Genomic DNA, 24,864 nt, shown 5'->3' on the forward strand with positions numbered 1-24,864 from the left:
GCTCAGGTGGTGACGGCCTGGCGGCGTTCGGCCCCGTACTCCATCGCATGCTGGACGACGCCGATGAGGACCTCCTTGACCGACTCCCGGTCGCGGGCGTCGGTCAGCAGGACGGGCACGCCGTCGTCCAGGTCGAGGGCCTGCCGGACGGCGTCGGCGGGGTAACGGGCCGCGCCCTCGAAGCAGTTGACACCGACGACGAAGGGTATGCCGCGCCGCTCGAAGTAGTCGACGGCGGCGAAGCAGTCCTCCAGGCGGCGCGTGTCGGCGAGGACCACGGCCCCGAGCGCACCTTCGGACAGCTCGTCCCACATGAACCAGAACCGTTCCTGCCCGGGCGTTCCGAACAGGTACAGCACGAGGTCCTCGCGCAGGGTGATACGGCCGAAGTCCATGGCCACGGTGGTGGTGTGCTTGCCCTCCACGCCGCTGATGTCGTCGACCGGGCGCCCGGCCTCGGTCAGCGACTCCTCGGTGCGCAGCGGCCTGATCTCGCTGACCGCGCCGACTAGGGTCGTCTTGCCCACGCCGAAGCCGCCGGCCACCAGGATCTTGAGCGTGACGGGCTCGACCGGGGGCATGCCGCGTTCAGTACGCCCGAGGATCATCGATCTCTTCTCCTGCTTGATGGTGGTCGGGCGACGGTCGGCCGTAGCCGCCGCCGCCGGGGGTTTCGATGACGAGTACGTCGCCGGGACCGACGTCCGCCGATCCGCTTCCGCCGAGTTCGGTGACCGTGCCGTCGGCCCGCTCCACCCGGTTGGCGCCAAGCGCGCCGGGCCCTCCGCCGGCCATACCGTACGGCGGCACGCGGCGGTGCTGGGAGAGCGTGGAGACGGTCATGGGTTCGAGGAAGCGGATACGGCGCACGGCACCGTCCCCGCCGCGTCGGCGTCCCACGCCGCCGCTCCCCCGCCGTACGGCGAACTCCTCGAGCCTGACGGGCAGCCGCCACTCCAGCACTTCGGGGTCGGTGAGCCGCGAGTTGGTCATGTGCGTCTGTACGACGTCGGCGCCGGGGAAGCCGTCGCCGGCACCGGATCCGGAGGCGACCGTCTCGTAGTACTGGTGGCGTTCGTTGCCGAAGGTCACGTTGTTCATGGTCCCGGAGCCCTCGGCCTGGACACCCAGTGCGGCGTACAAGGCGCCGGTGATCGCCTGGGAGGTCTCGACGTTGCCCGCGACGACGGCGGCGGGCGGCTCGGGGGCAAGCATCGAGCCGGGTGGTACGACGATGTCCAGCGGGCGCAGACAGCCGTCGTTGAGCGGGATGTCGTCGGCGACCAGCGTGCGGAAGACGTACAGGACGGCCGCGTTGACCACCGAGAAGGGGGCGTTGAAGTTGGTGGCGAGCTGTGCGGAGGTGCCGGTGAAGTCGATGGTGGCGCTGCGCCCGGCACGGTCGACGCGCACGCGGACGCGGATGACGGCGCCGGAGTCCGTCTCGTAGGCGTACTCCCCGTCGTCCAGGACATCGATGACCCGGCGGACCGCCTCCTCCGCGTTGTCCTGGACGTGCCGCATGTAGGCCTGTACCACGTCGAGGCCGAACTCCTCGATCATGCGGCGGACTTCGTCGACGCCCTTGCGGTTGGCGGCGATCTGGGCACGCAGGTCGGCGAGGTTGGTGCGGACGTTGCGGGAGGGGTGGGGCGCCTCGGTGAGCAGGCGGTGGGTCTCCTCCTCGCGGAAGCGGCCGTTCTCGGCGAGCAGCCAGTTGTCGAAGAGTACGCCCTCCTCCTCGATGGTCCTGCTGTGGGCGGGCATGGAGCCGGGGGCGATGCCGCCGATCTCGGCGTGGTGGCCGCGGGAGGCGACGTAGAAGAGGATCTCCGGCTCACTCTCCGTGTCCGTCGCGGAGTCGGTGTCGAAGACCGGGGTGATCACGGTGACGTCGGGCAGGTGGGTGCCGCCGTGGTACGGGTCGTTGACGGCGTAGGTGTCGCCAGGTCGCATCGACGTGCCGCGGCGGCGGATGACCTCTTTGACGCTGGTGCCCATGGAGCCCAGGTGGACGGGGATGTGGGGCGCGTTGGCCACCAGGTTTCCGTCCGGGTCGAACAGGGCGCAGGAGAAGTCCAGACGCTCCTTGATGTTGACGGACTGGGCCGTGGACTCCAGCCGGGCGCCCATCTGTTCGGCGATCGACATGAAGAGGTTGTTGAAGACCTCGAGCAGAACCGGGTCGGCTTTTGTGTCGAGATCGGAACTCTGCGTAATCGCCGCGCGTTCCATGAGCAGATGCCCTTCGTCGGTCGCAGCGGCCCGCCAGCCGTCGTCGACGACGGTCGTGGCGCCGGCCTCGGTGATGACCGCGGGTCCGGTGACGGTCTCGCCGGGCGGAAGGGCCTCCCGGCGGTGGAGGGGTACGTCGCGCCAGGCGCCGCCGGTGTGGAGGCGGACCGTCTCGGGCGCGGCGGGGTGGCCTTCGTACGGGGCGAGGGCGGAGAGATCGGGGGGTGCGGTGATGCCGGTGGCTTCGACGGAGAGGGCTTCGACGACGATCGGGCGGTCGAGGGTGAAGGAGTACGTGGCGCGATGACGTTCTTCGAAGGCGTGCCTCATGGTGTCCGGCTCGGTGAGCGCGACGGTGAGGGCGGTGTCCGTGCCGTCGTAGCGCAGCTGGGCACGGCGGGTGACCTCGACGCGGTCCTCCGGGACGTCCTCGGCGAGGAGTTCGGCGCGCGCGGCGGCCTCCAGGTCGTCGGCCGTCTTGCGGATACCGGGCATCGAGGCGGCCTCCAGGGGCGCCTCGACGGACTGTTCGCGCATGGCCGTGGTGTCGGCGAGGCCGATACCGAGGGCGGAGAGGAGGCCAGCCATGGGGGGCACGAGGACGGTGCGGATGCCGAGCGAGTCCGCGACGCTGCACGCGTGCTGACCGCCGGCGCCGCCGAAGGTGGTGAGGGCGTAGCGGGTGACGTCATGGCCCTTCTGGACGGAGATCCGCTTCACGGCGTTGGCGATGTTGGCGACGGCGATCTGCAGGTAGCCCTCGGCCACCTGCTCCGGGGTGCGGTCGTCGCCGGTCCGCTCGCGAATCTCTCGCGCGAGGGCGGTAAAGCGTTCGCGGACGAGGGCCGCGTCCAGCGGCTGGTCGCCGTCCTGACCGAACACCGTAGGGAAGTGGGCGGGTTGGATGCGGCCGAGCATCACGTTGGCGTCGGTGACGGTGAGCGGGCCGCCGGCGCGGTAGCAGGCGGGGCCCGGGGCGGCGCCGGCCGAGTCGGGGCCGACGCGGTAGCGGGAGCCGTCGAAGTGGAGCACGGAGCCGCCGCCCGCGGCGACGGTGTGGATGTCCAGCATGGGGGCGCGCAGCCGGACGCCCGCGATCTGGGTGGTGAAGACCCGTTCGTACTCGCCCGCGAAGTGCGAGACGTCGGTGGAGGTGCCGCCCATGTCGAAGCCGATGACGCGGTCGAATCCGGCGCGCTGCGACATCCGGGCCATGCCGACGATGCCGCCGGCCGGCCCGGAGAGGATGGCGTCCTTGCCGCGGAACTGCCCCGCCTCGGTGAGCCCGCCGTTGGACTGCATGAACATCAGCCGCACGCCACGGAGTTCGTCGGCGACGTGCCGGACGTAGCGGTGCAGAACGGGCGACAGGTAGGCGTCGACGACGGCGGTGTCCCCGCGCGGGACGAGCTTCATCAGAGGGCTGGTCTCACTGGACAGCGAGATCTGCGGGAAGCCGGTACGGGCGGCGAGGTCGCCGATGGCGTGTTCATGGGCGGGGTGCAGGTGGCTGTGGAGGCAGACGACGGCGACCGCGCGGATCCCGTCGTCGTACGCCTGCCGGAGGGGGCCCGCGAGGGCGTCGAGGTCGGGGTCCCGCAGGACGGTGCCGTCGGCGGCGATGCGCTCGTCGACCTCGATCACGCGTTCGTAGAGCAGCTCGGGCAGTTCGATGCGTCGGGCGAAGATGCTGGGGCGGTTCTGGTAGGCGATGCGAAGGGCGTCGCGGAAGCCGCGGGTGATCACCAGGAGGGTGCGTTCGCCCTTGCGTTCCAGCAGGGCGTTGGTGGCGACCGTGGTGCCCATGCGGACGGCGTCGATGGGCTCCGGGGCGCCGTCGAGCAGTTCGCGTACGCCTGCGACAGCCGCGTCCGCGTATCGGGCGGGGTTGTCGGAGAGCAGTTTGTGCGTGAGCAGGCGGCCGTCCGGGCGACGCGCGACGATGTCGGTGAAGGTGCCGCCTCGGTCGACCCAGAACTGCCAGCCTGTCACGTCACTACTCCGCTTCCGCGCCGGTCACAGCGCCCGGAGGCCGTTGATCACGTCGCGCAGAATACTCTCGTCCGGCAGCTCCGCCGGGGGCACCGGACGCGTCACATGGACGAGTTCCGCGTGCACGAGGTCCCCGATGAGGACACGCACCACCCCGATGGGCAGGTCGAGCTCCGCGGCGAGTTCCGCGAGCGACTGCGGTTCCGTACGGCAGAGCCCGACGATCTCCACGTGCTCCGGGGAGAGCGTCGGGTCCGTCTCCGGATCCCCGGCGTCGGGTTCGGTGACGACCACCGCGATCAGATCGAGGCGGTGCTGGGCCGGACTGGAGGTGCGGCCGCGCGTCATGGCGTACGGACGGACGACCGGGCCGGCCTCGTCGTCGAACCAGTGGCTACTTCCCTGACCGTCTACGCTCATGTCATCCCACTACCCGCCTGCGGGCAGATCGGTGCGCGGAGCGGCGCCCAGATGTACACCGACCCGCTTGACCAGCAGCGTCATCTCGTAGGCGACCTGCCCGACGTCGGAGTCGGCGTCCGAAAGGACCGCGAGGCAGCTGCCGTCCCCGGCTGCGGTGACGAACAGGAAGGCGTCGTCGAGCTCGACCACGGTCTGCCGGACGCTGCCCGCGTCGAAGTGCCTGCCCACGCCCTTGGCGAGGCTGTGGAAGCCGGACGCGACCGCGGCCAGGTGCTCGCTGTCCTCCCTGGTCAGGTCCTTGGACACACCCGTGGGCAGACCGTCGCCGGAGAGCACGACGGCCTTGCGGATGCTGGCGACCCGGTCGACGAGCTCGTCCAGGAGCCAGTTCAGCTCGCCCTTGTTGGTCTCCGTGTGGCCGGTGGCCTTCGGTGCGGTCATCGACCGTCCCCCTTAGTCGTTCCTTGTGCTGTGCCGTCCCGGGCGTCGCCCGCGGCGTTCTCCTCACGGCCACGCTGCCAGCCCCGCTGGAGCGAGGCCATCCGGCTGCGGACCTCGTCGGCGTCGCGGTCGGCGGGCTGCGCCGCGCGTTCCGGGCGCCGTTCGGCTTCCTGCTTCAGCTGCGGGGCCAGGTTGGCCTGTCGCACGCGCCGGGGCAACGGCCCGGAGGCCGGGCCGCCGGTGTGCGGGACGCCGTCGTCCTGGCCGCCGCCGGAGGCGGCCACCGCGGGCCGGGGTCGTCTGGCCAGCGCCGGGGCTTCGGAGGTCTGGTCCCCGCCGCCGGCCGCGGTGGCCGTGCGCTCGTCGACGCGGTCGGCGGCTCCGGTGCGCCGGGCCGCCTCACCGCGGCGTCGGGCGGGGAGGGGAGCCAGTCCCCCGGTGTCGGGGCGGCGCGGGCCGGCCGCGGTCTGCTCGTCCGGTTCGCCACGGCGGGACCGCTGCTCGGTGACGGGCCTGCCGTGCGAGCTGACCAGCTTCGGCGTCTGGCGCCGGGGCAGCGGTACGGGTCCGCCGGAGCGGTCGCCGGCCGGGGTGTCGTCGGCGCGCGGGGAGGCGGGCTGATGGGGCTCGATCAGCCGGGAGGCCCCCTCGTCCTCGGCACGGCCGCGGGGGCGGCGGGGGCGGAACAGGCCGCCGCGCTCGCTCTCCTCGTCGCTCAGGGCACCCGGGAAGTCGTCGATGGCGTCCAGGTCCACGGGAGCCTCCAGCTCGACCGGGCCGTCCAGCAGGGAGGCCGGCAGGCCGGGCAGCTGCACCGGGGCCTGCGACCGGGCGGGGGTGAGGCTCGCCGCCGGCTCGGCTTCCTTCGAGGGGCGGTCGAGGCGGAAGCCGATGCCGTTGGTGTCCGGGACGTCGTCGGTCAGCAGCGCGTCGGGGATGAACACGACGGCGGTGGTGCCGCCGTAGGGGGACGGCTGCAGGGAGACGCGGACGTTCTGGCGCTGGGCGAGACGGCTGACCACGAACAGTCCGAGCCGGTCCGTGTCCGAGAGTTCGAACTCGGGGGTCTCGGCGAGCCGGAGGTTGGCGTCGAGCAGCGCCTCGGCCGTCATGCCGAGTCCCCGGTCGTGGATCTCCAGGGTGAAGCCGTTGGCGACCCGCTCGCCGAGGACCTGGACGGCGGTGTGCGGCGGCGAGAAGACCGTGGCGTTCTCCAGGAGTTCGGCCACGAGGTGGGTGACGTCGGCGACGGCCGGACCGGTGACCGCGACCCGTGCCAGGCGCCGCACCTCGATGCGCTCGTAGTCCTCGACCTCGGCGACGGCGGCCCGGACGATGTCCATCAGCTGCACCGGGCGGCGCCACTGCCGCGACGGTGCGGCGCCGGAGAGGATCACCAGGCCCTCGGCGTGCCGGCGCATCCGGGTGGTGAGGTGGTCCAGGCGGAACAGGTCGGCGAGTTCTTCGGTGTCCTCGGTCCTGCGCTCCATGGTGTCGAGCAGGGTGAGCTGCTTGTGCAGGAGGACCTGGCTGCGGCGGGCGAGGTTGACGAAGACCTCGGAGACACCGGCCCGCAGTTGGGCCTGCTTGACGGCAGCCTCGACGGCTGCGCGCTGGAGGGTGTTGAGGGCCTGGCCGACCTCGCCCATCTCGTTCTTGTCGTACTCCAGCCGGGGCACCTCGGTCTCGACGTCGACCTGTTCCCCGGCGGAGAGTCTGCGCATCACGCTGGGCAGCCGCACACCGGACGCCTCGTGTGCCTCCAGGCGCAGCTGCCGCAGGTCGCGGATGAGACTGCGGCCGACGCGCACGGACAGGACGATGGAGAGCAGGAGGGCGACGAGGCCGAGGACGCCGGCGACGGCCGCCTGCACGATCACGCCCATGGCCACGGGTTCTGTGCGGTCCTGGAAGCGGTCGCCGACCTGGTCGTCCAGGGTGCCGAGTTCGTCGAGGACGCTCGCCGCGGTCGAGTCCCAGCTCTGGGCCGTGACACCGCGCGGGGCTCCGGAGTCGGTGCCGATGGCGCTCTGTTCGGCCACGCGCAGCGGGGCGGTGGTGGCGTTCTTCCAGAAGCGTTCGTACCGTTCGCGCTCCGAGGCGGGCAGCAGCGGCAGGCTGATGTCGTACAGGAGGGTGCGCTGGGCGACGAGGTCGGAGATGTCGCGGGTCTCGTCGTGGGAGAGCCTGCCGACCACCAGCGCCGAGCCGAGCAGGGCGTCCTCGCGGGAGAGCAGTTCGCGGGCGCGGTTCACGTTGACCAGGGCCCGGGCCTGCTTGTCCATATCGACGTCGTCGATGCCGTCGAGGGCGTCCAGCAGGGTGTAGCAGGGGTCGACGAGCCGGTTGTAGCGGTCGAGGGCCTGGGCACGGTTGACCGTGCGCTGCTCGACGCTGCGGCGCAGGGAGTCGAGGCTGTCGAAGGCGTCCAGGACGGTGGTGAGGCGCTCGTCGTCTTCCGCGTCCATGGCGTCGCGGACGTCGTGGTCCTTGGCGTTCCTGCGGATCTCGGCGACGGCCCGGTCGGTGGCGGTGCGGGTGCGGTGCAGCGCCGTGAGGGCGTCGGCCGCGCGCGGGTCGGCGAGGTAGACGAGGGTCTGACGGCGTTCCTGTTGCAGGCCGCGGACGGTGTCCTCGGTGGGATAGGCGACGTTCTGGACGATGTCGGACACATGGAAGAGCCGGGTGACCTCACGCCCCGTGAGTACCGTGGCGAAGCCCCAGATGGCAGCCAGGGACACCAGCGGCACGAGAAGCAGCGCCACGATCTTCCGGCGGATCGACTTCCCGCGAAAGCGCATGGCCTCCCCCAGCTCGACCCCCGCCGGTCGGGGGTACATATGTCCGTCAGCAAACGTGCGCGAGCCTACTACCGCCCCACAGGTAACTCGAAGACATGTCCGGAGGGTGAACTTCCGCACCGGCGGCGAGACATGGCGAGTTGTCCGGGCATTGCGGGAGATTGTGCCCGGGATCCGGGTCTCTGTGACGGGGCGGTCCGAAGCTGAACGGTCAGTCAGTTGGCTGGAATTTTTCGCAAGTGGGGAATCTTCGAGGGTGGTTGTTCGTCTTTCTCTACGGGAAATGGGGGCGGAATCGGCCACAGGAGCCGCATCCCGCACCCCGGCGGCGTAAAACAGCGCAAGCCGGGCAACCACTGGGGAGTCGGTGTCGGTGGACACCGGGGCGAGCGGTCTGCCGGCGGTGGGGAGTGACACGGTGATGGGCACGGCGGAGCGGCGCGGGGCGTCCGAGAAGAGCGTGGCGGTGCGCTCGGCGGCGCGGCGGGAGGACGAGGCGCCGGATCGCGACATTCCGGCACGTGGGCGTGCCGGGGAGTCCACCGACGGGCAGGAGCAGCCGTACAACCGGCCGCTGTGGATCGAGGAGCCGGCCCGCCGGCGCCGGATGCCCGACCCGGTGCGTACGGCGGCGGTGCGGGCGGTGCTGATCATCGCGGTGACGATGATCCAGGCCATGGTGGCGTTCCTGTGCACGCTGGCCGGGTCCTGGCTGGCGTTCCCGATGGTCATCAGCAGCGTGGCCAGCACAGTGGTGGCCACGTGGGCCGTGGTCGACGTGTGGGTGACCCGCCAGGTGTGGAACCAGCGCAACGGCGTGGTCTCCGAGCCGAGCAGCACGGCCCGGTCACTGCGCCGCGAGCGCCGGGCCCGCCGGCGTCAGGAGCGGGCCGCCCTGCGCGAGCAGGAGCGGATACGCCGTCGGGGCGGCTCCGGGCAGCTGTCGCACTCCTGACCTGCGGGCGGCCGGCACGCGGCCCGGCGCCCCTCAGGGCGTTGTGGCTGCCGGCTTCTTGAACATCCGCGTCGCCGTGATCTCGCTGTGCACCGCCTCTCCGGCCTGGGGTTGCTGCGGCAGCCCGGGCCGGAGGTGTTCCTCCACGCTGATGTACTTCAGGCCCGCCCTGAGGTCGGCGTCGTTGCGCAGCCGGATGACCAGCGGGAACTCGGCCAGCGCGGTCGTGTCGAACAGGCCGGTGGTGTACAGCAGCTGGACGCCCAGCGCGTCGGAGACGGCCCGCTGCAGCTCCAGCAGGTACGTCGCATTGGCGCGGCCGATGGGGTTGTCCAGGAACAGCGTGCCGGCGTGCCGGTGCTTGTCGCGGCCCCGGTCGTTCGAGCGCAGGGCCGCCATCGTGCAGTACAGGGCGATGGCGGCCGTCAGCAGCTGGCCGCCCGAGAACACGTCGCCCATCTGCCCGACGGGCACACGCTCGGCGCGCAGTACGGCGTCGGGCTTGAGGATCTCGACGGCCACGCCCTTCGGCTGCAGCGCCGCCGCGACTCCGCGCAGCAGCAGGGACATGCCGTCCCGGCGCAGGTCGGAGTTCTTCTTGACGGCCGCGCGTGTGGCCTCGTCGATGACCTCGCCGAGCCGCTCGGTGAGCGTGGCCTGGTCGGGCTCCTCGAAGCGGATGCGCAGGAACTCCTGCCCGGACCACTCGCCGAGCCCCTCCGGGAGTCGGGAGAGCCGCTGGGCGGAGCGCAGGGTGGCGAGGGCCGACTCGACCAGGCCCCTGAGCCGGTCCACGATCGAGTCTCGGTTGCGCTCCAGCTGTGCCAACTCGTCGGTGAGGACGCGCAGTCGAGGCGCGAACGCGTCCGCCCACCGCTGGGCGTGCTCGGGCAGCGCGGAGGCGGGCAGCTCGCGGATCTGCTGCCGCGCCGGCGTCCGGACCTGTTCGTAGCGGGTGGAGTTGGCGTGCCGGACGAGCACGTCGCTCGCCTCGCGCACCGCCGACTCGGCGGCGGACAGGTCGGCGGAGCAGCCACGCAGCGAGCGGCGGGCCTCGGCGGCCGAGTGCCGGGCCTCCTCCAGGTTGCCGGGGTACGGCTCCGGCTCCTCCTGATCCTCCTCGGGGGTGTGCTCGCGCAGCAGGTCGCGGAGCATCGCGGCGATCTCGTCGAAGCCGCCGGCCGCGTCCTCGGCGGCACGGTGGGCGTCGAGCAGCTCCGCGTGGGCCTCCCGGGCCTCGGCCAGTGCCTCGGTGCGGGTGGCGAGTTCGGCCGTGGCGGTGCGCAGGAGGGCCTGGGCGTGCTCGGCGTCGCGCGGCACGAGTTCCTCGGCCAGGTCGGTGTGCGCCCCGCCGTCCTCGGGGGCGTGCCGCTCCGCCTCGCCGCGCAGCCGGCCCAGCTGTTCGCTCGCGGTCGACATCCGGGTCTCCAGGAGCTGTACCAGCTCCTCGGCACGCGCGGCGGCGGCCTGCCGGGAGGGGCCGTCGGAGCCGTCGGGGGACTGGAGCAGCTGTTCGGCGCGTGTGCGGACCTTGTTGCTGAGCCGGTCCAGTTCGGCGAGGGACGCGCTCTCGTCGCTCTCCGCGCGGGCCTGCTCGGCGCGCAGGTCGGCGCCGACGCCGACCTTCTCGTAGACCTGGGAGGCCGCCCGGTAGGCCTCGCGCAGGGCCGGCAGGGACGCCTTCGGGGCGTCCTCGTCCGCCACCGGTACGTCGTCGGGGGCGCCGGCGATCTCGGAGCGCTCGGCGCGCAGGGCACGCGCGGTGCGGCGGGCGTCGTCGGCGGCGCGCTGGGTGGCGCGGCGGTCCTCGTCGGCTGCGCGGGCGCGGTCCAGGCAGGTCTGGGCGCGGGCCTCCGACTCGGTGGCCTCGTCGGCGAGTTCGCGGAGCTTGACCTGCCAGCCGGCGCGCTCGCGCAGCCGGTAGGCGAGTCCGGCGAGGGCGTCGGCGGCACGGCGGGCCTTCTGCGCGGCCTCCTGCCGCTCGTCACGGACCTGTGTGGCCTCGGCGGCGGCCTCGTCGGTCTCCGCGCGCATGGTGCGCGCCTCGGCCAGCTCGGCCTCGGCCTCCTCCGTGAACGCCCGCGCCTCCCGGGCGGCCTCGGCGAGTTCGGTGAGGCGTCCGGCCGGGCAACCGGTGCGCCAGGACGCGAGCCGCGCGGCCAGTTCACGGTCCTTGCCGAGGCGGGCGGCGAGGGCGCGGATCTCCTCGTCGCGCTCGGTGGCCCGCGCGCGCAGTGCCTGCCGCTCCTCGTCGGCCGCGTGCTCGTCGTGCATGGCCGGGTTCGGCGGCACCAGGAAGACGTCACCCGGGGTGGCGTCGGGGGCCGGGGTCGGGGCCAGCAGGGCGGCGGCCGTGCCGACGGCCACGGCGGAGCGCGGCAGCAGGGCGGCGTCGCTGAGCGCCTCGCGGGCACGCGCGTGCGTGTCCGGGTCGGTGATGATGACGCCGTCGACCAGTTCGGGGCGGGCGGCGAGCACGCGCGCGTGGTCGGCGGGGTCGACGGCCTGGGCGAGGTAGCGCCAGCCGGGCAGCGCGGGGATGCCGTGTTCGCCGAGGAACTCGACGGTGGCCAGCACGTCCGGCCCGGGCGGCAGCAGTCCGCCGTCGCCGAGGGCACCGAGGATGCGGGCGTCGTCGGCCGCGGCGGTGCGCAGTTCGAAGAGGTGCCGTTCGGCGGTCGTCACGGCGTCGTCGAGCAGGCCGCGCAACTCGTCCGCGAATCCGTCGAGTTCCTCGGGGCTGAGCGGGCTCTCGGCAACGGAACGCGAGCCCTCGGACGAGTCGCCCCCGCGCGCGGGTGATCCGTCGGCCGCTCCGGACCTGGGGCCGGGCACTCCGGCCCGCGCCGTCCCGGGCGCGCCCGGCAGGCTCAGCAGCTCCGCGAGCCGTTCCTCGGCGGCCAGAGCCTCGGCGAGGCGCCGCTCGGCCTCGTGGCTCCGCTCGGCCGCCGTCGCCGCGTCCGCCGCGCGGGCCGCGGTCAGCTCCGCGCGGGACTCGGCGGAGGCCGCCTCGCGCGCGTGCTCGGTCGCTTTGCGGGCGGCCTCACGGGCCGTGTCCCAGGCGGCCACGGCGGTCTTCTCGGCGTCGCTGGCGGCGAGGGCGGCACGGGCCGGGTCGGCGTCCGGTGCGCTGTCGTCGAGCCAGCCCGCGCGGACCGCCTCGGCCGTCTCCTGCTCGACCTCGGCGAGACGCTGGCGCAGGTGCCCGGCCTCACTGCGGGCGCGCTGCGCCTCGGTGGCGGCGGAGGTGGAGTCCCGGTAGGCGGAGTCGCTGACCTCCTGGAGCGCGGCGGAGCGCTCCTCCTCCTCGTTGGCGAGGGCCTCGGCGCTCTCGGCGGCCGCGTGCAGGGCCCGTACGAGGTCCACGGCGGCCTTGGCCCGGGCGGCGAGCGCGGGCGCGGCGTCCCGCTCGGCCTCCTGGATCGCGGCGGACACACGCGCGACGCGATCGGCGGCGGCGCGGTGCCGCAGCACGGCCTCGGCGGCCTGCCAGGCGGAGTGCAGCGTGCGCGCGTCGGCCAGCTCGCGCTTCTGCGCGGCGGCGGACTTCTCGGCGGCGGCGAGTGCCAGGGAGGCGTGCCGGAAGGCGAGTTCCGCGGCGATCAGCGCGCTGCGCTCCCGCGCGCCCTCGGAGTGTGTGACGGCGTAGGCGGCGGCCGTGACGCGCTGCGCCAGGTCGGCGGCCCGTACCCGTTCCTGCACGGCCCGCGCGGAAAGGCGCCGGGCCAGCGTGCGGGTACGGCGCTCGGCGCCGGCGTGGATGTCACGCGCGCGTGAGCGTGCCTCGGCGGCTTCGACGATCCGCCCGAGCAGGTCCACGGAACCGGCCGTGAAGTCCCGTTCGGCGATCAGCTCGGCGCGCCGGCCCAGCTTGTTGCCGAAGCCGCTGACGAGGTCGGCGAGGCCGTCGGTGTCGCGGGTGTCGGTGACCGCGCGCAGCAGCAGGTCGGTGAAGTCGGAGTCCTTCTTGACCGCGAAGAGTCCGGCCGCCTCGCCCTCGTCGGCGTTCATCTCCCGCTGGTAGCGGAAGAGTTCGGGGTCGAGGCCGAGGTCGCCGAGGTGCTCGATCCAGCGGTCGTGGATCTCCTCCCAGTGCACCTCCAGATGCGGGTAGGCCTTGCCGGCCTCGGTGAGGGCGTCGCGGAAACCCTTCATGGTGCGGCGGCGGCCCTGGGCGCCCGAGGCGCCCTCGACGGGCGGCCGTACGGCGGTGGACTCGGCGACGGGCAGGTTGTCCAGGCTCAGGCCGGGGCCGGGCCGGAAGGAGTACCAGGCCTCGGCGAACTTCCGCGGATCGTTGGAGACCTGGCGTCCGCGCCACTCGCTGACCTTGCCGACGACCACGCACTCGCCGGTCAGCACGTGCTGCCACTCCAGCGCCACGTGCCCGCAGTCGTCGGCGAGCAGGAACTTGCGCAGCACGCCGGAGCTGGCGCCGCCGAGGGTGTTGCGGTGGCCGGGCAGCATCACCGAGAAGATCAGCTTGAGCAGCACGGACTTGCCGCCGCCGTTCTCCAGGAACAGCACGCCCGCGGGCGCGGGGCGGCGCGGCGGTCCGGCCGGTTCCTCCTCGAAGAACTCCGCCTGCATGGGCGCGGGGTCGGGCACGGGCTCGCCCACGCCCCGCAGGTCGAGCACGGTGTCGGCGTAGCGCGCACCGGCCGGCCCGATGGAGTAGAGGCGGACCCGGGACAGCTCGTACATGGCGGACTCTCGTCAGTCTTCCGGCAGATCAGGGGAGGTTTGTCAGGGGTGCGAAGGCGCGTGGAACGGCAGCCCGGCGTCGGCCACCAGGTCCAGGTCGTCCGTGTCGTCGGCGGGCAGCAGACTGGCCGTGCCGTCGGTGACCGGGACGACGCCCAGCTCCAGCAGTTCCGCCATCGCGGCGCTGCCTGCCATGTCGCGCACCTGGAGCTGGTAGCGCGCCATGGTGCGGTAGGTGCCGCCGTGGTCGTCACCGGTGCGCTGCAGGAACCCCGAGTCGGTGAGGAAGGCCGCCGCCTTGCCGACGATGCCCGTGGTGGAACCGGCGAGCCTGCGGGCGTCCTTGGTGGCGCCGGTCGAGCTGCGTCTGGCCCAGATCCGCCAGGCGGCCTCCAGCCCGGGCGCGTCGGTCGCCGGGTCGGTGTTGTCGCCCTGCTCCTCGGCACGCTCCTCGAGGCGGCGGCACGCCTGCCGTACGAAGGCGTCGACGCCGTTGACGGTGATCCGGCCGATGTAGGAGTCGTCGGCGAGGTCCTCCGGGCGCGGGAACGCCAGCGCGGCCACGGCGAGATGGGCCAGTCCGTGCAGGAACCGGTCCCCCGAGTCGGCGGCGGTGCGACGCGCGTAGTCGCCCATGCGGACGGCGAACACCGAGTCCTCGGCGGCCGTCACGGCCATCCCCGCGCGCGGGGACACCTCCAGTACGACGAGCCCGAGACCGGCGGCGACGGCGTCGGCGAGCCGCGCGAACGCCGGATCGTCGCGGTAGCGGCGCAGCAGCTCCGTGTACTCCTGGTCACGCGCCGGCTGCAGCTTGGGCTGCAACCCGAAGGCGACGAGCCGCGCCGCGTCGGCGGCGTCGGCGGGGGTGACGGCGGTGGTCGCCGGCGCGACGGGGCTCTCCGCCTCACTCCACTCGACGTGCTCGCTCACGGACACAACTCCTTGTTCTTGAAACTGAGGGAGGACGCAACTCCCCAAGGGGCGCGGGGCCGCATCCACATGCGGCTCCGGCGCGGGGCGCGACCAGCGACACCGGACCCGCACTCGCCCACCGGCAGGACCATCACGCCGCTTCCGTCCGATCCGCCGCCATCCCCGCCGCATCCAGCAAGGCGGTCCCGACGATCAGATCAGCCCCGCCGAAGTCCGGATCATCCAGCTCGGTCCCGTCGTCCACGGCGAACAACAGCTTCTCCTCGCCCTGGCGATACGCCGTACCCACGGCGGGACTGGCCGCATGGACCGCCAACAGGGCAACCAGGTACGCCAGATCGAACCCACCGGAGTCCCTGGCCTCCGCCAGCAGCCCGGACAATCTCCGCGGCGCATCGGCGGGGAGGTCCAGCAGTTCCATCGCCGCGGCCAGCTGTTCCTCGCTGAACCGGCTGTCGTCCGGCGTCGCGATCAGGTCGGGCTCGGGCATCTCCGCGCCCAGGTGCTCCCGCTCCACCGGTGGCGTCAGCAGTATGTCGACGAGGTCGGCGACCCGCACCGACACCGGCGTACGCAAGCCCGTGCCGTTGGCGAAGAACGCGTCCGTGACCCGGATCGCCTGCTCCAGGGGCAGCGGGAGCACGGGCGCGACCAGGTGGCCGTACAGGTCGATCCCGGAGGCCGCGGCGGGCGTGGCGAAGGCCTGCCGGTCCTGTTCGGCGCGGAACAGGGGGCCGGCCTCCAGCAGGCGCGACTGGAGCTGGGTGTGCCGCCGGATGCAGTCCTTGACGATGTCCACCAGCTCTGCGGCGCGCCGCTTGTGCTCGGTGTCCTCGGTCTCGTCGCGGGCCTTGCGGATGTTGGTGAGGATCGCGTTCTCGTGGCGGTACCGGTCGGCCACGTGGTCCAGGGCCTCGGCGATCATGTCGGGCACGGCGTTGAGCCAGTCGACCGCGCGCACGTTGCGCCGGGTGGCCTCCAGAGCGCGGCGCAGGGTCTCCGAGTACTGCACGGTGCGGTAGCGGGCCTGCTCGGCGGCGAGCTGGGCGTCGGCGAGGCGGCCGCGGTTGATCAGCACCTCCAGCTTGACCTCGGCGGCGATCTGCGCGCTGGTGACATCGGTGTCCAGGGCGCCGACCAGGACGTTGACCGCCTCGTCCGTCGTGCGGAGGTAGACCGTGCCGCCGGGGCCGGGGACCTCCTCGATCAGCTTGAAGTCGTAGTCGCGGCGGACGTAGGTGCCGTCCGGCGCGAACGTGCCGTACACCGCGCGGAAGCCGCGGTCCACGCTGCCGACGTTGATCAGGTTCTCCAGGACCCAGCGGGCCACGCGCTCGTGCTCGGCGACGGGGCGGTGCGGGGCCTGGGCGGCGATGCGCGGGACGAGCCGGGCCACGATCTGCTCGTGGTCGGCGCCCGTGTCGAAGTCCATGTTCAGCGTGACCAGGTCGATGGCGGCCAGGGCCACCTCGGCCATGCCGTACACCGAGTACTCGCCGGCCAGGTTGGCCTTGCGCGCGTCGAGGTCGTGCAGCGGCGCGGTGCAGGCGAGCGCGCGCAGCCGACGGGCCAGCCCCTCGTCGGCGGCCGGGCCCGGTGCCGGGCGCGGCCCCGCGCCGAGCTGGGCCGGACCGCTGTCCGTCGATGCAGGCGAAGTCACGGTGCACAGACTAGGTCCTCGGTCTGACAACGACTAAAACGGCGCAGAAACGACGGCCGTCACAGACGCTCAAGAGGCTCCGGCGCGGTCCGCCGCTCAGGAGACGCCGGTGCCGTCCTCGCCGACCCGCCGCAGGTACACCTCGACGACCCGCTCCAGCGAGTCCGCGAGATAGGTGTCGAGCAGCCGCTCCGCGCCGCGCCGGTCCCCGTCCTGCAGCGCCTGCAGGATCTGGCGGTTGCGGGCGAGGTAGGGCTCGTGCAGCCGGCGCGGGTCGTCCACGACGTGGAAGGCGAGCCGCAGCTCGGCGAAGACGCTGCGCATCAGCTCGTCGGTGCGTTCACTGCCGGCGAGGGCGACGAGTTCCCGGTGGAAGTGGATGTTGGCCGTACCCAGTGCTTTCCAGTCATTCTCGTGGGTCGCCAGCTGTCCCTCGGTGACGGCGGCGGCCAGGCCGTCGAGCGGGTAGGGCGGCTCGCCGAGGCCCCGGACGACCGCGCACTCGACCAGGGCCCGGGTGCGGTAGATGTCCTCGACGTCCTCCACGGTCAGGACCCGGACGAAGACCCCGCGGTTGAGTTCGTGGACGAGCAGACGTTCGTGGGTGAGCAGCCGGAACGCCTCGCGCAGGGTGTTGCGGGAGACCCCGAGCGCGCCGCCGATGGCGTCCTCGGACAGGCGGGTGCCCGGCGGGAAATAGCCCTCGGCGATCCGGCTCCGGAGGATGTCGGAGACCCGTTCGGCGGTGCTGGTGCGCCCCAGGAGGGCACGGTCGTCGGCCAGTCCCGTCAGCTGCTCTGCCATGCCCGGAATTCAATCGCAGACCCCGGAACGAGACAACGTGGGTATTGAAGGATCGTTGAACGATCCTCTACGGTGCTCCGCACGCAACAGCTTCAGCACGGCACAGCTTCCGCACGGCACTGCTCAGTTCCCGCACCCTCCGTCCCCCTCTCTGCGAGGTGCCCATGAGCACGACCCCTCCGCCCCGGTCGGTGACCGCGGGCGCACGACCGGAACAGGGTGAACGCGCCGCCGAGGACGGCGCGTTCGGCTGGCTGCACGCCCTCGGCCCGCGCGGCCGACGCGCGTTCGCCGGAGCTTTCGGCGGATATGCCCTGGATTCGTACGACTACTTCACGCTGCCACTGAGCATGGTGGCGCTCGCCGCGTACTTCGGCCTGGACAGCGGTCAGACCGGCCTGTTCACCACCGTCACGCTGGTGGTCTCCGCGATCGGCGGTGCCGTGGCGGGCGTGATCGCGGACCGCGTGGGCCGCGTCCGAGCCCTGATGATCACCGTGATCACGTACGCGGTCTTCACCGTGGCCTGCGGCTTCGCGCCCGACTACGAGACCCTGCTGGTCTTCCGTGCCCTGCAGGGCCTCGGCTTCGGCGGCGAGTGGGCGGTCGGGGCGATCCTGGTCGCCGAGTACGCGAGCGCGAAGCACCGGGGCCGTACGCTCGGCGCGATCCAGAGTTCCTGGGCGGTCGGCTGGGCACTGGCCGCGATCGTCTACACGCTGGTGTTCTCCTTCGCCGGCGACGACCTGGCCTGGCGCATCATGTTCTGGACCGGGGCGCTGCCCGCGCTGCTCGTGGTGTGGCTGCGCCGCCGGGTGCACGACGCGCCCGAGGCGACGGCGGCCCGTGAACGGAACCCGCGGCGCGGCTCGTTCGCGGCGATCTTCCGGCCCGGCAGGGACGGCGAGCCCGGTCTGCTGCGCACGACGGTCTTCGCGGGCCTGCTGTCCACCGGCGTGCAGGGCGGCTACTACACCCTGGCGACCTGGGTCCCGACGTACCTGAAGACCGAACGCGGCCTGTCCGTCGTCGGTACCGGGGGCTATCTGACCTTCCTGATCTCCGGCGCCTTCCTCGGCTACCTGACCGGCGGCTACCTCACCGACCGGCTCGGCCGGCGCCGCAACATCTGGCTGTTCGCCCTGCTCTCGGCCGTGTGCATCCTCGCGTACGCGAACATCCCGCACGGCGCCGACACCCTGCTGCTGGTGCTCGGTTTCCCGCTCGGCTTCTGCATGTCGGCGATCTTCAGCGGCTTCGGCTCCTACCTGAGCGAGCTGTACCCGACGGCGGTGCGCGGCACCGGACAGGGCTTCACGTACAACACGGGCCGCGCGGTGGGGGCGGTGTTCCCGACCCTGGTGGGCTTCCTGGCCGACAGCTGGGGCGTGGGCGGTGCGCTGGTCTTCGGCGCGATCGGCTACGGCCTCGCGGCACTGGCACTGCTCGGGCTGCCGGAGACGCGCGGGAAGGAGCTGGCATGACGCGGGTGAACCGTACCGAGGACCGGCCCGTGACCCTCGTCGACGAGCACGCGCACGCGTGGAGCGCGAAAACGGCACGGGCCCGCTTCCGGGAGGGCCTGGCGGGTCCCACGGCGGGCGTCGCGGCCGGCAGCACACAGGCGAACCTGATCGCGGTGCCGGCCGACTGGGCCTACGACATGCTGCTGTTCTGCCAGCGCAACCCGAAGCCGTGTCCGGTGCTGGACGTCACGGACGCGGGCGCCACCGCGACCGTCCTCGCGGAGGGCGCGGACCTGCGCACCGACCTGCCGCGCTACCGGGTGTGGCAGGACGGCGAGCTGGTCGAGGAGCCGACGGACGTGCGCGCGCACTGGCGGGACGACCTGGTGTCGTTCCTGCTCGGCTGCAGCTTCACCTTCGAGCGGGCGCTGGCCGGGGCTGGCGTACCGATCCGGCACGTCGAGCAGGGCCGCAACGTGCCGATGTACGTGACCGGCAGGCAGTGTCGCCCGGCGGGCCGGCTGCGCGGCCCGATGGTGGTGTCCATGCGCCCGGTACCGCCGGAGCACCTGCGCGCCGCGATCCGGGAGAGCAGCCTGCTGCCGGCCGTGCACGGCGGCCCCGTGCACTGCGGCGATCCCGCGACGCTGGGCATCGCGGACCTCGGCCGGCCCGACTTCGGCGACCCGGTGGACGCCGCTCCCGACGACATACCGGTGTTCTGGGCGTGCGGGGTGACACCGCAGGCGGCCGTGATGGCCTCGCGACCGCCGTTCGCCATCACCCACGCACCGGGCCAGATGTTCCTGACCGACGCCCGCGACGAGCAGTACCGCGTGGTGGGCGTCGACTGACACCGGCGAGTCGGCCGACGCCGGCGAGCAGCACGCGACACGAGAACCGGAGACACGGAAAGACCATGACCGCGATCGATCTGAACGCCGACCTCGGCGAGGGCTTCGGCCGCTGGCGGCTGACCGACGACGAACAGCTGCTGTCCGTCGTCACCAGCGCCAACGTGGCCTGCGGGTTCCACGCCGGGGACGCGGCCACCATGCGCCGGGTGTGCGAGCTGGCCGCCGAGCGTGGGGTGACGATCGGCGCGCAGGTCTCCTACCGGGACCTCGCCGGGTTCGGGCGGCGCGCGATGGACGTGCCGTCCGCCGAGCTGGCGGCCGAAGTGGCCTACCAGATCGGCGCCCTGGAGGTGTTCGCACGGGCGGCGGGCGCGCGCGTGGCGTACGTCAAACCGCACGGCGCGCTCTACAACCGGGTCGTGCACGACGAGGAGCAGGCCGCGGCCGTGGTCGACGGCGTCCTCCTGGCGGACGGCTCACTGCCGGTGCTCGGTCTGCCCGGCTCGCGGGTCCTTGAACTGGCCGCGAAGGCGGGCCTGCCGACCGTCACGGAGGCGTTCGCCGACCGCGCCTACACCGACGAGGGCACGCTGGTGCCGCGTGACCGGGACGGCGCCGTGGTGACCGATCCGGACGCCGTCGTGGAGCGCTCGGTGAGCCTCGCGCGCTCCGGCGCGGTGGTGGCGCGCTCCGGCGCGCACATCCAGGTACGCGCCCGCTCGCTGTGCCTGCACGGTGACACGCCCGGCGCGGTCGAGCTGGCCCGCCGGGTGCGCGAGCGGCTGGTGGCGGCGGGTGTGCGGGTGGAGGCCTTCGCATGAGGGCACTTCCCGTCGGTGACGACGCCCTGCTGGTGGAGGTCGCCTCGGGCGAGCAGGCGCAGGCTCTGCACGCGGAGCTGCTGCGGCGCCGCGCGGAGGGCTCGCTGGCCGTCCGCGAGATCGTCCCGGCGGCCCGTACGGTCCTGCTCGACGGCCTGGCCGACCCGGTCCGTTGGGCATCCGAACTGACCTCCTCCGAGGTACCGCCCGCTCCCCCGCGCGCGCGGGAGCTGATCGAGCTGCCCGTGCGCTACGACGGCCCGGACCTCGCCGAGGTCGCCGCCCACTGGAAGGTGTCCGAGCACGAGGTGGCCCGGATCCATGCGGGCACCGAGTTCACCGTGGCGTTCTGCGGGTTCGCGCCCGGCTTCGGCTACCTCACCGGGCTGCCCGCCCGCTACGACGTCCCGCGCCGGGCCACCCCGCGCACGGCGGTACCGGCAGGTGCCGTGGCCCTGGCGGGGCCGTACACGGGCGTGTACCCGCGTTCCTCGCCGGGCGGCTGGCAGCTGATCGGCACGACGGAGGCGGTGTTGTGGGACCACGCGCGCGTACCGGCCGCGCTGCTCTCACCGGGCACGCGCGTGCGCTTCGTACCGGTGGGAGAGCCATGACCGGCCACCCCCGCGACGGCTTCGCGCCCATGGGGGCCGTATGAGCGACCGAGCTCTCGTCGTCGTGCGGGCCGGGGCGCTGACCACCGTGCAGGACCGGGGGCGGCCCGGGTACGCACACCTCGGCGTGCCCCGCTCCGGAGCGCTCGACCCGCAGGCGGCGGCCCTCGTCAACCGGCTGGCCGGCAATCCGCCGGACGCGGCCGTTCTGGAGACCACCCTCAACGGCTGCGCCCTGCGCCCCCGTTCGACGGTGACCGTGGCGGTCGGCGGCGCACCCTGCCCGGTCACCGTGGGCGGCCGCCCGGCGGCCTGGGGCGCCCCGGTCGTCGTGCCCGCCGGTGCGCTGCTGGAGGTGGGGGCGGCCGTGGCCGGTGTACGCGCCTATGTGGCCGTGTCCGGCGGCATCGCCGTGGAGCCGGTCCTCGGCAGCCGTGCCACCGACCTGCTGTCCGGCCTCGGCCCCGCACCGCTCACGGACGGCACGGTGCTGCCGCTGGGCAACCCGGCCGGCCCTCCCGCGCGCGTGGACGCCGTCCCGCAGCCGGGTCCGCCGGCCGAACTCGTGCTCCGGGTGACACCGGGCCCGCGCGGCGACTGGTTCACCGCGCGCGCGGTCCGGGATCTGACCACGCGCGCGTACCGGGTGTCCTCGGCGAGCAACCGGATCGGCCTGCGCACCGAGGGGCCCGCCCTGGAGCGGGCCCGGCCCGGCGAACTCCCCAGCGAGGGCATGGTGCTCGGCGCGGTTCAGGTACCGCCGGACGGCCGTCCGGTGGTGTTCCTGGCCGACCACCCGACCACCGGGGGCTATCCCGTGATCGCCGTGGTCCGCGGCGCCGATCTCCCGGCGGCCGCGCAGGCGGTCCCGGGCACCACGGTGCGGTTCGTGGCGGTGCGGCGCCGCTGAGCCTCGGCGTCGGCGCCGCCGGTATCCGGCTGCTCCGTCCTCGTCAGCGCGGCCAGCGCCTCGGACACCGCGGCGGAGGCCTGCAGGTCCAGACGGGCACTGGTGCCCCGCGCGCGGTGGCGTACTTCGTCGGCGGCCAGCCGCAGCAGCTGCGGCAGCAGATCGTTGCAGCGCCGGATCACCCAGGCGGTGCCGGCGGTGGCGAGCCACAGCAGGCTCGCCGAGCGGGTCGGGGCGGGGAACTCCGGTTCGGGTGACGGCGGCGCGCCGGTGGCCCGGCCCGCCATGGTGAGCAGCCCGTGGAAGTGCACGGCGAGCTGCCGGTGCCCGCGCTCGCCCGGGTGCAGCCGGTCCGCGCTCCACAGGGCACGGTCGGTGAGCCAGGTGCCCTCCGCGACGTGCAGGTGGACAGCTCTGTACCGGTCGGACAGCTCGTGGACGACCGCGTTGACCGCCCGCTGCCGTCGGGCCAGCGGGCGGGCGAGGGCGCCCGGGAGGCCCAGCATCGCGCCGGGGTCGGGCAGGCAGGCGGTGAGCAGCGTGGCGCCCTGGGCGGTGAAGGCCGCGTACACCTGGTCGAGCCGGTCGGCCACGGCGTGGATGTCGAAGGTGTGGCGCAGCGTGTCGTTGACGCCGATGACCACGGACACCACGTCGGGGCGCAGTGCGAGACCGGCCGGGGTCTGCCGTTCGAGCACGTCCCGTGTCTGCGCCCCGCTGACGGCGAGGTTCGCGAACTCCACCTGCCCGGCTTCCTCGGCGAGGCCGTCGGCCAGCAGCGCCGCCCAGCCCCGCCAGCCGTCCCCGGCCGGATCGCCGACGCCCTCGGTGAGCGAGTCCCCGAGGGCCACGAAGCGGACGGATCTCATGTCGCGCCCTCCCGGGCACCGGGCCGGGCCGGGGCGTCTGCGCGCTTCAGCACTTCCGCGTCGTGCGCCGCGAGGAACGCCTCCACCGCCGTTCCCCAGCCGAAGCACTCCGCACGCGCGCGTGCGGCCTCCCGTCGCACGGGCTCGGTGCGCGACAGGAGCAGTTCCACGGCGTCCGCGAACGCGTCCGCGCGGTCGGCGGCCGCGGCCCCCGCGGCCCCGATCACCTCGGGCAGCGCCGACGAGGCGCTGGCCACCACGGGTGTCCCGCACGCCAGGGCCTCCAGGGCGGCCAGCCCGAAGGTCTCGGCGGGCCCGGGCGCCAGGCACACGTCGGCGGACGCCTGAAGCGCTCCGAGCGCGGCCCGGTCGGCGACGTACCCCAGGAACGTGACAGGCAGCCCGCGCTCCCGCGCGCGCTGCTCGAGCCGCGCCCGCAGCGGACCGTCCCCGGCCACCACGAGCACCGCCCGCCGTCCGCGCCGCAGCAGCGCCTCCAGGGCGTCCAGGGCGGTGCCCGGTCGCTTCTCCACGGACAGCCGGGAGCACATCACGAGCAGCGCCTCGTTCCCGCGCGCGTGCAGGGCGCGCAGCGCCGGGTCACGCAGCGCGGGGTGGCGTTCCATCAGGTCGACGCCGAGGGGGGCGCGTACGACGTTGCGCGCGCCGATCCGTACGAACTCGCGCTCGGCGAACTCCGTGGTGCACACGATCCGCGAGTAGACGTGCGCGGTGCGGGTGTTGAGGGAGTCGGCCGTCCGGGCGGCAAGCTTCTCGGACAGGCCCCAGGTGCGCAGCACGCCGTCGGCGGTCTCGTGGGAGACCATCACGGCGGGCACGCGCGCGCGGCGCGCCCAACGGCCCGTCCACCGCAGGGTGGTGCGGTCGGAGACCTCCAGGCGGTCCGGGGCCAGTTCCTCCAGGAGGGCGGCCACGCGCCGCTTGTCGGTCAGGACGCGGTAGCCGCCGGTGCCGGGCAGCACCGGTCCGGGCAGGGTGATGACCCGGCCCTGCTCCGTGTCGCGGTCGGTGTGCCGCTCGCCCGGCACGATGAGCACCGGCTCGTGGCCCGCGGCCCGGAAGCCCTTGCCCAGCTCGTGCAGGGCCGTGCGCAGGCCGCCGGAGGCCGGGGTGACGAAGTTGGCCAGCCGGACGATGCGCAGGGGTGAGCCGGTCATACCGTCACCACCGTCTTCTGGCGCGCGGCGAGCACGTCCTCGTAGTGCGTGATCAGCTGGTCGCCGACGGCGGCCCAGGTGCGTCCCTCGACCATGGCCCGCCCGGCGGCGCCGTACGCGGCCGGCAGGTTCGGATCTGCGGTCAGGGTGCGTACGGCCTCCGTGACGGCGTTCGCGTCGCGCGGCGGGACGAGCAGTCCGGTGCGGCCGTGGGCGACCAGGTCCAGCGGGCCGCCCGCGGCGGGTGCGACCACCGGAACGCCGCTGGCCATGGCCTCCTGGACGGTCTGGCAGAAGGTCTCGAAGGGGCCGGTGTGCACGAACAGGTCCAGCGAGGCGAAGATCCGGGCGAGTTCGTCGCCGGTGCGGCGGCCCAGGAAGACCGCGCCGGGCAGGGCCTCTTCCAGGTGGGCCCGGCTGGGGCCGTCGCCGACGACCACGACCCGGACGCCCACCAGGCCGCAGACACCGGCCAGGAGTTCGACCTGCTTCTCGGGGGCGAGCCGGCCGACGTAGCCGATGATCAGCTCGCCGTTCGGGGCCAGTTCGCGGCGCAGTGCCTCGTCGCGGTGATCTGGCCGGAAACGGACGGTGTCGACACCGCGCGGCCACAGCCGTACCCGGGGTACGCCGTGTGCCTCCAGGTCCTGCAGGGCGGCGCTGGACGGGGCGAGGGTGCGGTCGGCGGCGGAGTGCACGGAGCGGATCCGGCGCCAGGCGGCCGCCTCACCGGCGCCCATGTAGGTGCGGGCGTATCCGGCCAGGTCGGTCTGGTAGACGGCGACGGCGGGGATGCCGAAGCGGGCGGCGGCGGCCATGCCACGGACGCCGAGGACGAAGGGACTGGCCAGGTGGACCACATCGGGGCGGTGCTCGGTGAGCGCCGCGGCGAGGCGTCGGCTGGGGAGGGCGACGCGGACCTGGGGGTAGCCGGGAAGGGGGAGGGAGGGGACACGGACGACGGGGCACGGAGCCTCGAGGGCGTCGGCCTTGGTGCCAGGTGCGGTGGCCGGCGCGACGACGAGCGGGTGGTGGCCGCGATCCACGAGGTGCCGGGCGGTCTGGAGCGCGCAGTGGGCGACGCCGTTCACATCGGGGGGAAAGGATTCGGTCACTATGACGACACGCATACGGGTGTTGTCGCCGCGCCGGACGTGGCAGCGTCAACGTCGATCTTTCCGGACGGGGAACGTCCCAT

At 73.5% G+C, this 24,864-nt stretch carries 18 protein-coding genes; 6 read left to right on the forward strand and 12 right to left on the reverse strand.

From position 1 onward, the window contains the following. Positions 1-2: 2 nt before the first annotated feature. Genes ACIF83_RS41720 through ACIF83_RS41740 form a run of 5 tightly spaced genes read right to left on the reverse strand, consistent with a single transcriptional unit; the run spans position 3 to position 7,892 of the window. Positions 3-608 carry an ATP/GTP-binding protein gene (locus ACIF83_RS41720; RefSeq protein WP_393475440.1) on the reverse strand — a complete coding sequence of 202 codons (606 nt, stop codon included), beginning with the start codon at positions 606-608 and terminating at the stop codon, positions 3-5. Next, positions 589-4,227, reverse strand: coding sequence for a hydantoinase B/oxoprolinase family protein (locus ACIF83_RS41725; protein ID WP_399735367.1), 3,639 nt, complete (start codon positions 4,225-4,227; stop codon positions 589-591). Before ACIF83_RS41725 ends, ACIF83_RS41720 begins: the two co-directional genes overlap by 20 nt. 24 nt (positions 4,228-4,251) lie before the next feature. Further along, positions 4,252-4,647: a DUF742 domain-containing protein gene (locus tag ACIF83_RS41730; RefSeq protein WP_393475445.1), complete on the reverse strand. Its 396-nt coding sequence runs from the start codon at positions 4,645-4,647 to the stop codon at positions 4,252-4,254. A gap of 9 nt (positions 4,648-4,656) precedes the next feature. Further along, complete coding sequence (locus ACIF83_RS41735; protein ID WP_393475448.1) at positions 4,657-5,091, reverse strand: roadblock/LC7 domain-containing protein; 435 nt, start codon at positions 5,089-5,091, stop codon at positions 4,657-4,659. Further along, the gene (locus tag ACIF83_RS41740) at positions 5,088-7,892 is read right to left on the reverse strand and encodes a nitrate- and nitrite sensing domain-containing protein (RefSeq protein WP_399735375.1); all 2,805 of its coding nucleotides are present in this window, start codon (positions 7,890-7,892) and stop codon (positions 5,088-5,090) included. The genes ACIF83_RS41735 and ACIF83_RS41740 overlap by 4 nt, the downstream gene beginning before the upstream one ends. A 421-nt stretch (positions 7,893-8,313) precedes the next feature. Here ACIF83_RS41740 and ACIF83_RS41745 point away from each other — a divergent pair, with 421 nt between their 5' ends. Beyond that, positions 8,314-8,847, forward strand: coding sequence for a hypothetical protein (locus ACIF83_RS41745; protein ID WP_393476572.1), 534 nt, complete (start codon positions 8,314-8,316; stop codon positions 8,845-8,847). Positions 8,848-8,880: 33 nt separating this feature from the next. Here ACIF83_RS41745 and ACIF83_RS41750 read toward each other — a convergent pair whose 3' ends face one another. The 4 genes from ACIF83_RS41750 to ACIF83_RS41765 form a co-directional block, all read right to left on the reverse strand. Next, positions 8,881-13,551: a hypothetical protein gene (locus tag ACIF83_RS41750; protein ID WP_399735378.1), complete on the reverse strand. Its 4,671-nt coding sequence runs from the start codon at positions 13,549-13,551 to the stop codon at positions 8,881-8,883. A gap of 42 nt (positions 13,552-13,593) precedes the next feature. Further along, positions 13,594-14,484, reverse strand: coding sequence for a hypothetical protein (locus ACIF83_RS41755; protein WP_399735381.1), 891 nt, complete (start codon positions 14,482-14,484; stop codon positions 13,594-13,596). A gap of 133 nt (positions 14,485-14,617) precedes the next feature. Beyond that, positions 14,618-16,147: a hypothetical protein gene (locus tag ACIF83_RS41760; RefSeq protein WP_399735384.1), complete on the reverse strand. Its 1,530-nt coding sequence runs from the start codon at positions 16,145-16,147 to the stop codon at positions 14,618-14,620. A gap of 96 nt (positions 16,148-16,243) precedes the next feature. Next, positions 16,244-16,951 (reverse strand): GntR family transcriptional regulator, encoded by a 708-nt coding sequence (locus tag ACIF83_RS41765; protein WP_393475460.1) that lies wholly within the window; start codon positions 16,949-16,951, stop codon positions 16,244-16,246. A gap of 164 nt (positions 16,952-17,115) precedes the next feature. Here ACIF83_RS41765 and ACIF83_RS41770 point away from each other — a divergent pair, with 164 nt between their 5' ends. The 5 genes from ACIF83_RS41770 (at position 17,116) to ACIF83_RS41790 (ending at position 21,619) form a co-directional block, all read left to right on the forward strand. Next, positions 17,116-18,435, forward strand: coding sequence for an MFS transporter (locus ACIF83_RS41770; RefSeq protein ID WP_399735387.1), 1,320 nt, complete (start codon positions 17,116-17,118; stop codon positions 18,433-18,435). Further along, positions 18,432-19,271, forward strand: a complete 840-nt coding sequence (locus ACIF83_RS41775; RefSeq protein ID WP_393475465.1) for a putative hydro-lyase — start codon at positions 18,432-18,434, stop codon at positions 19,269-19,271. Before ACIF83_RS41770 ends, ACIF83_RS41775 begins: the two co-directional genes overlap by 4 nt. A 65-nt stretch (positions 19,272-19,336) precedes the next feature. Next, the gene (locus tag ACIF83_RS41780; RefSeq protein WP_399735390.1) at positions 19,337-20,095 is read left to right on the forward strand and encodes a LamB/YcsF family protein; all 759 of its coding nucleotides are present in this window, start codon (positions 19,337-19,339) and stop codon (positions 20,093-20,095) included. Then, positions 20,092-20,709 carry a 5-oxoprolinase subunit PxpB gene (gene pxpB / locus ACIF83_RS41785; protein WP_393475471.1) on the forward strand — a complete coding sequence of 206 codons (618 nt, stop codon included), beginning with the start codon at positions 20,092-20,094 and terminating at the stop codon, positions 20,707-20,709. The genes ACIF83_RS41780 and pxpB overlap by 4 nt, the downstream gene beginning before the upstream one ends. Positions 20,710-20,749: 40 nt before the next feature. After that, positions 20,750-21,619 carry a biotin-dependent carboxyltransferase family protein gene (locus tag ACIF83_RS41790; protein ID WP_393475473.1) on the forward strand — a complete coding sequence of 290 codons (870 nt, stop codon included), beginning with the start codon at positions 20,750-20,752 and terminating at the stop codon, positions 21,617-21,619. On the opposite strand, the gene ACIF83_RS41795 is transcribed toward ACIF83_RS41790, so the two are convergent. The 3 genes from ACIF83_RS41795 to ACIF83_RS41805 are packed head-to-tail and all read right to left on the reverse strand — an operon-like array spanning position 21,520 to position 24,796. Then, positions 21,520-22,488, reverse strand: a complete 969-nt coding sequence (locus ACIF83_RS41795; RefSeq protein WP_399735395.1) for an SGNH/GDSL hydrolase family protein — start codon at positions 22,486-22,488, stop codon at positions 21,520-21,522. The two genes, ACIF83_RS41790 and ACIF83_RS41795, sit on opposite strands and share 100 nt — an antisense overlap. Then, positions 22,485-23,666, reverse strand: coding sequence for a glycosyltransferase (locus ACIF83_RS41800; protein WP_393475478.1), 1,182 nt, complete (start codon positions 23,664-23,666; stop codon positions 22,485-22,487). The genes ACIF83_RS41795 and ACIF83_RS41800 overlap by 4 nt, the downstream gene beginning before the upstream one ends. Continuing rightward, positions 23,663-24,796 (reverse strand): glycosyltransferase family 4 protein, encoded by a 1,134-nt coding sequence (locus ACIF83_RS41805; protein WP_393475481.1) that lies wholly within the window; start codon positions 24,794-24,796, stop codon positions 23,663-23,665. The genes ACIF83_RS41800 and ACIF83_RS41805 overlap by 4 nt, the downstream gene beginning before the upstream one ends. Between the last annotated feature and the right edge of the window lie 68 nt (positions 24,797-24,864).

It is taken from the genome of Streptomyces sp. NPDC085866, assembly GCF_044541035.1.
In the GTDB taxonomy this organism is placed as follows: domain Bacteria; phylum Actinomycetota; class Actinomycetes; order Streptomycetales; family Streptomycetaceae; genus Streptomyces.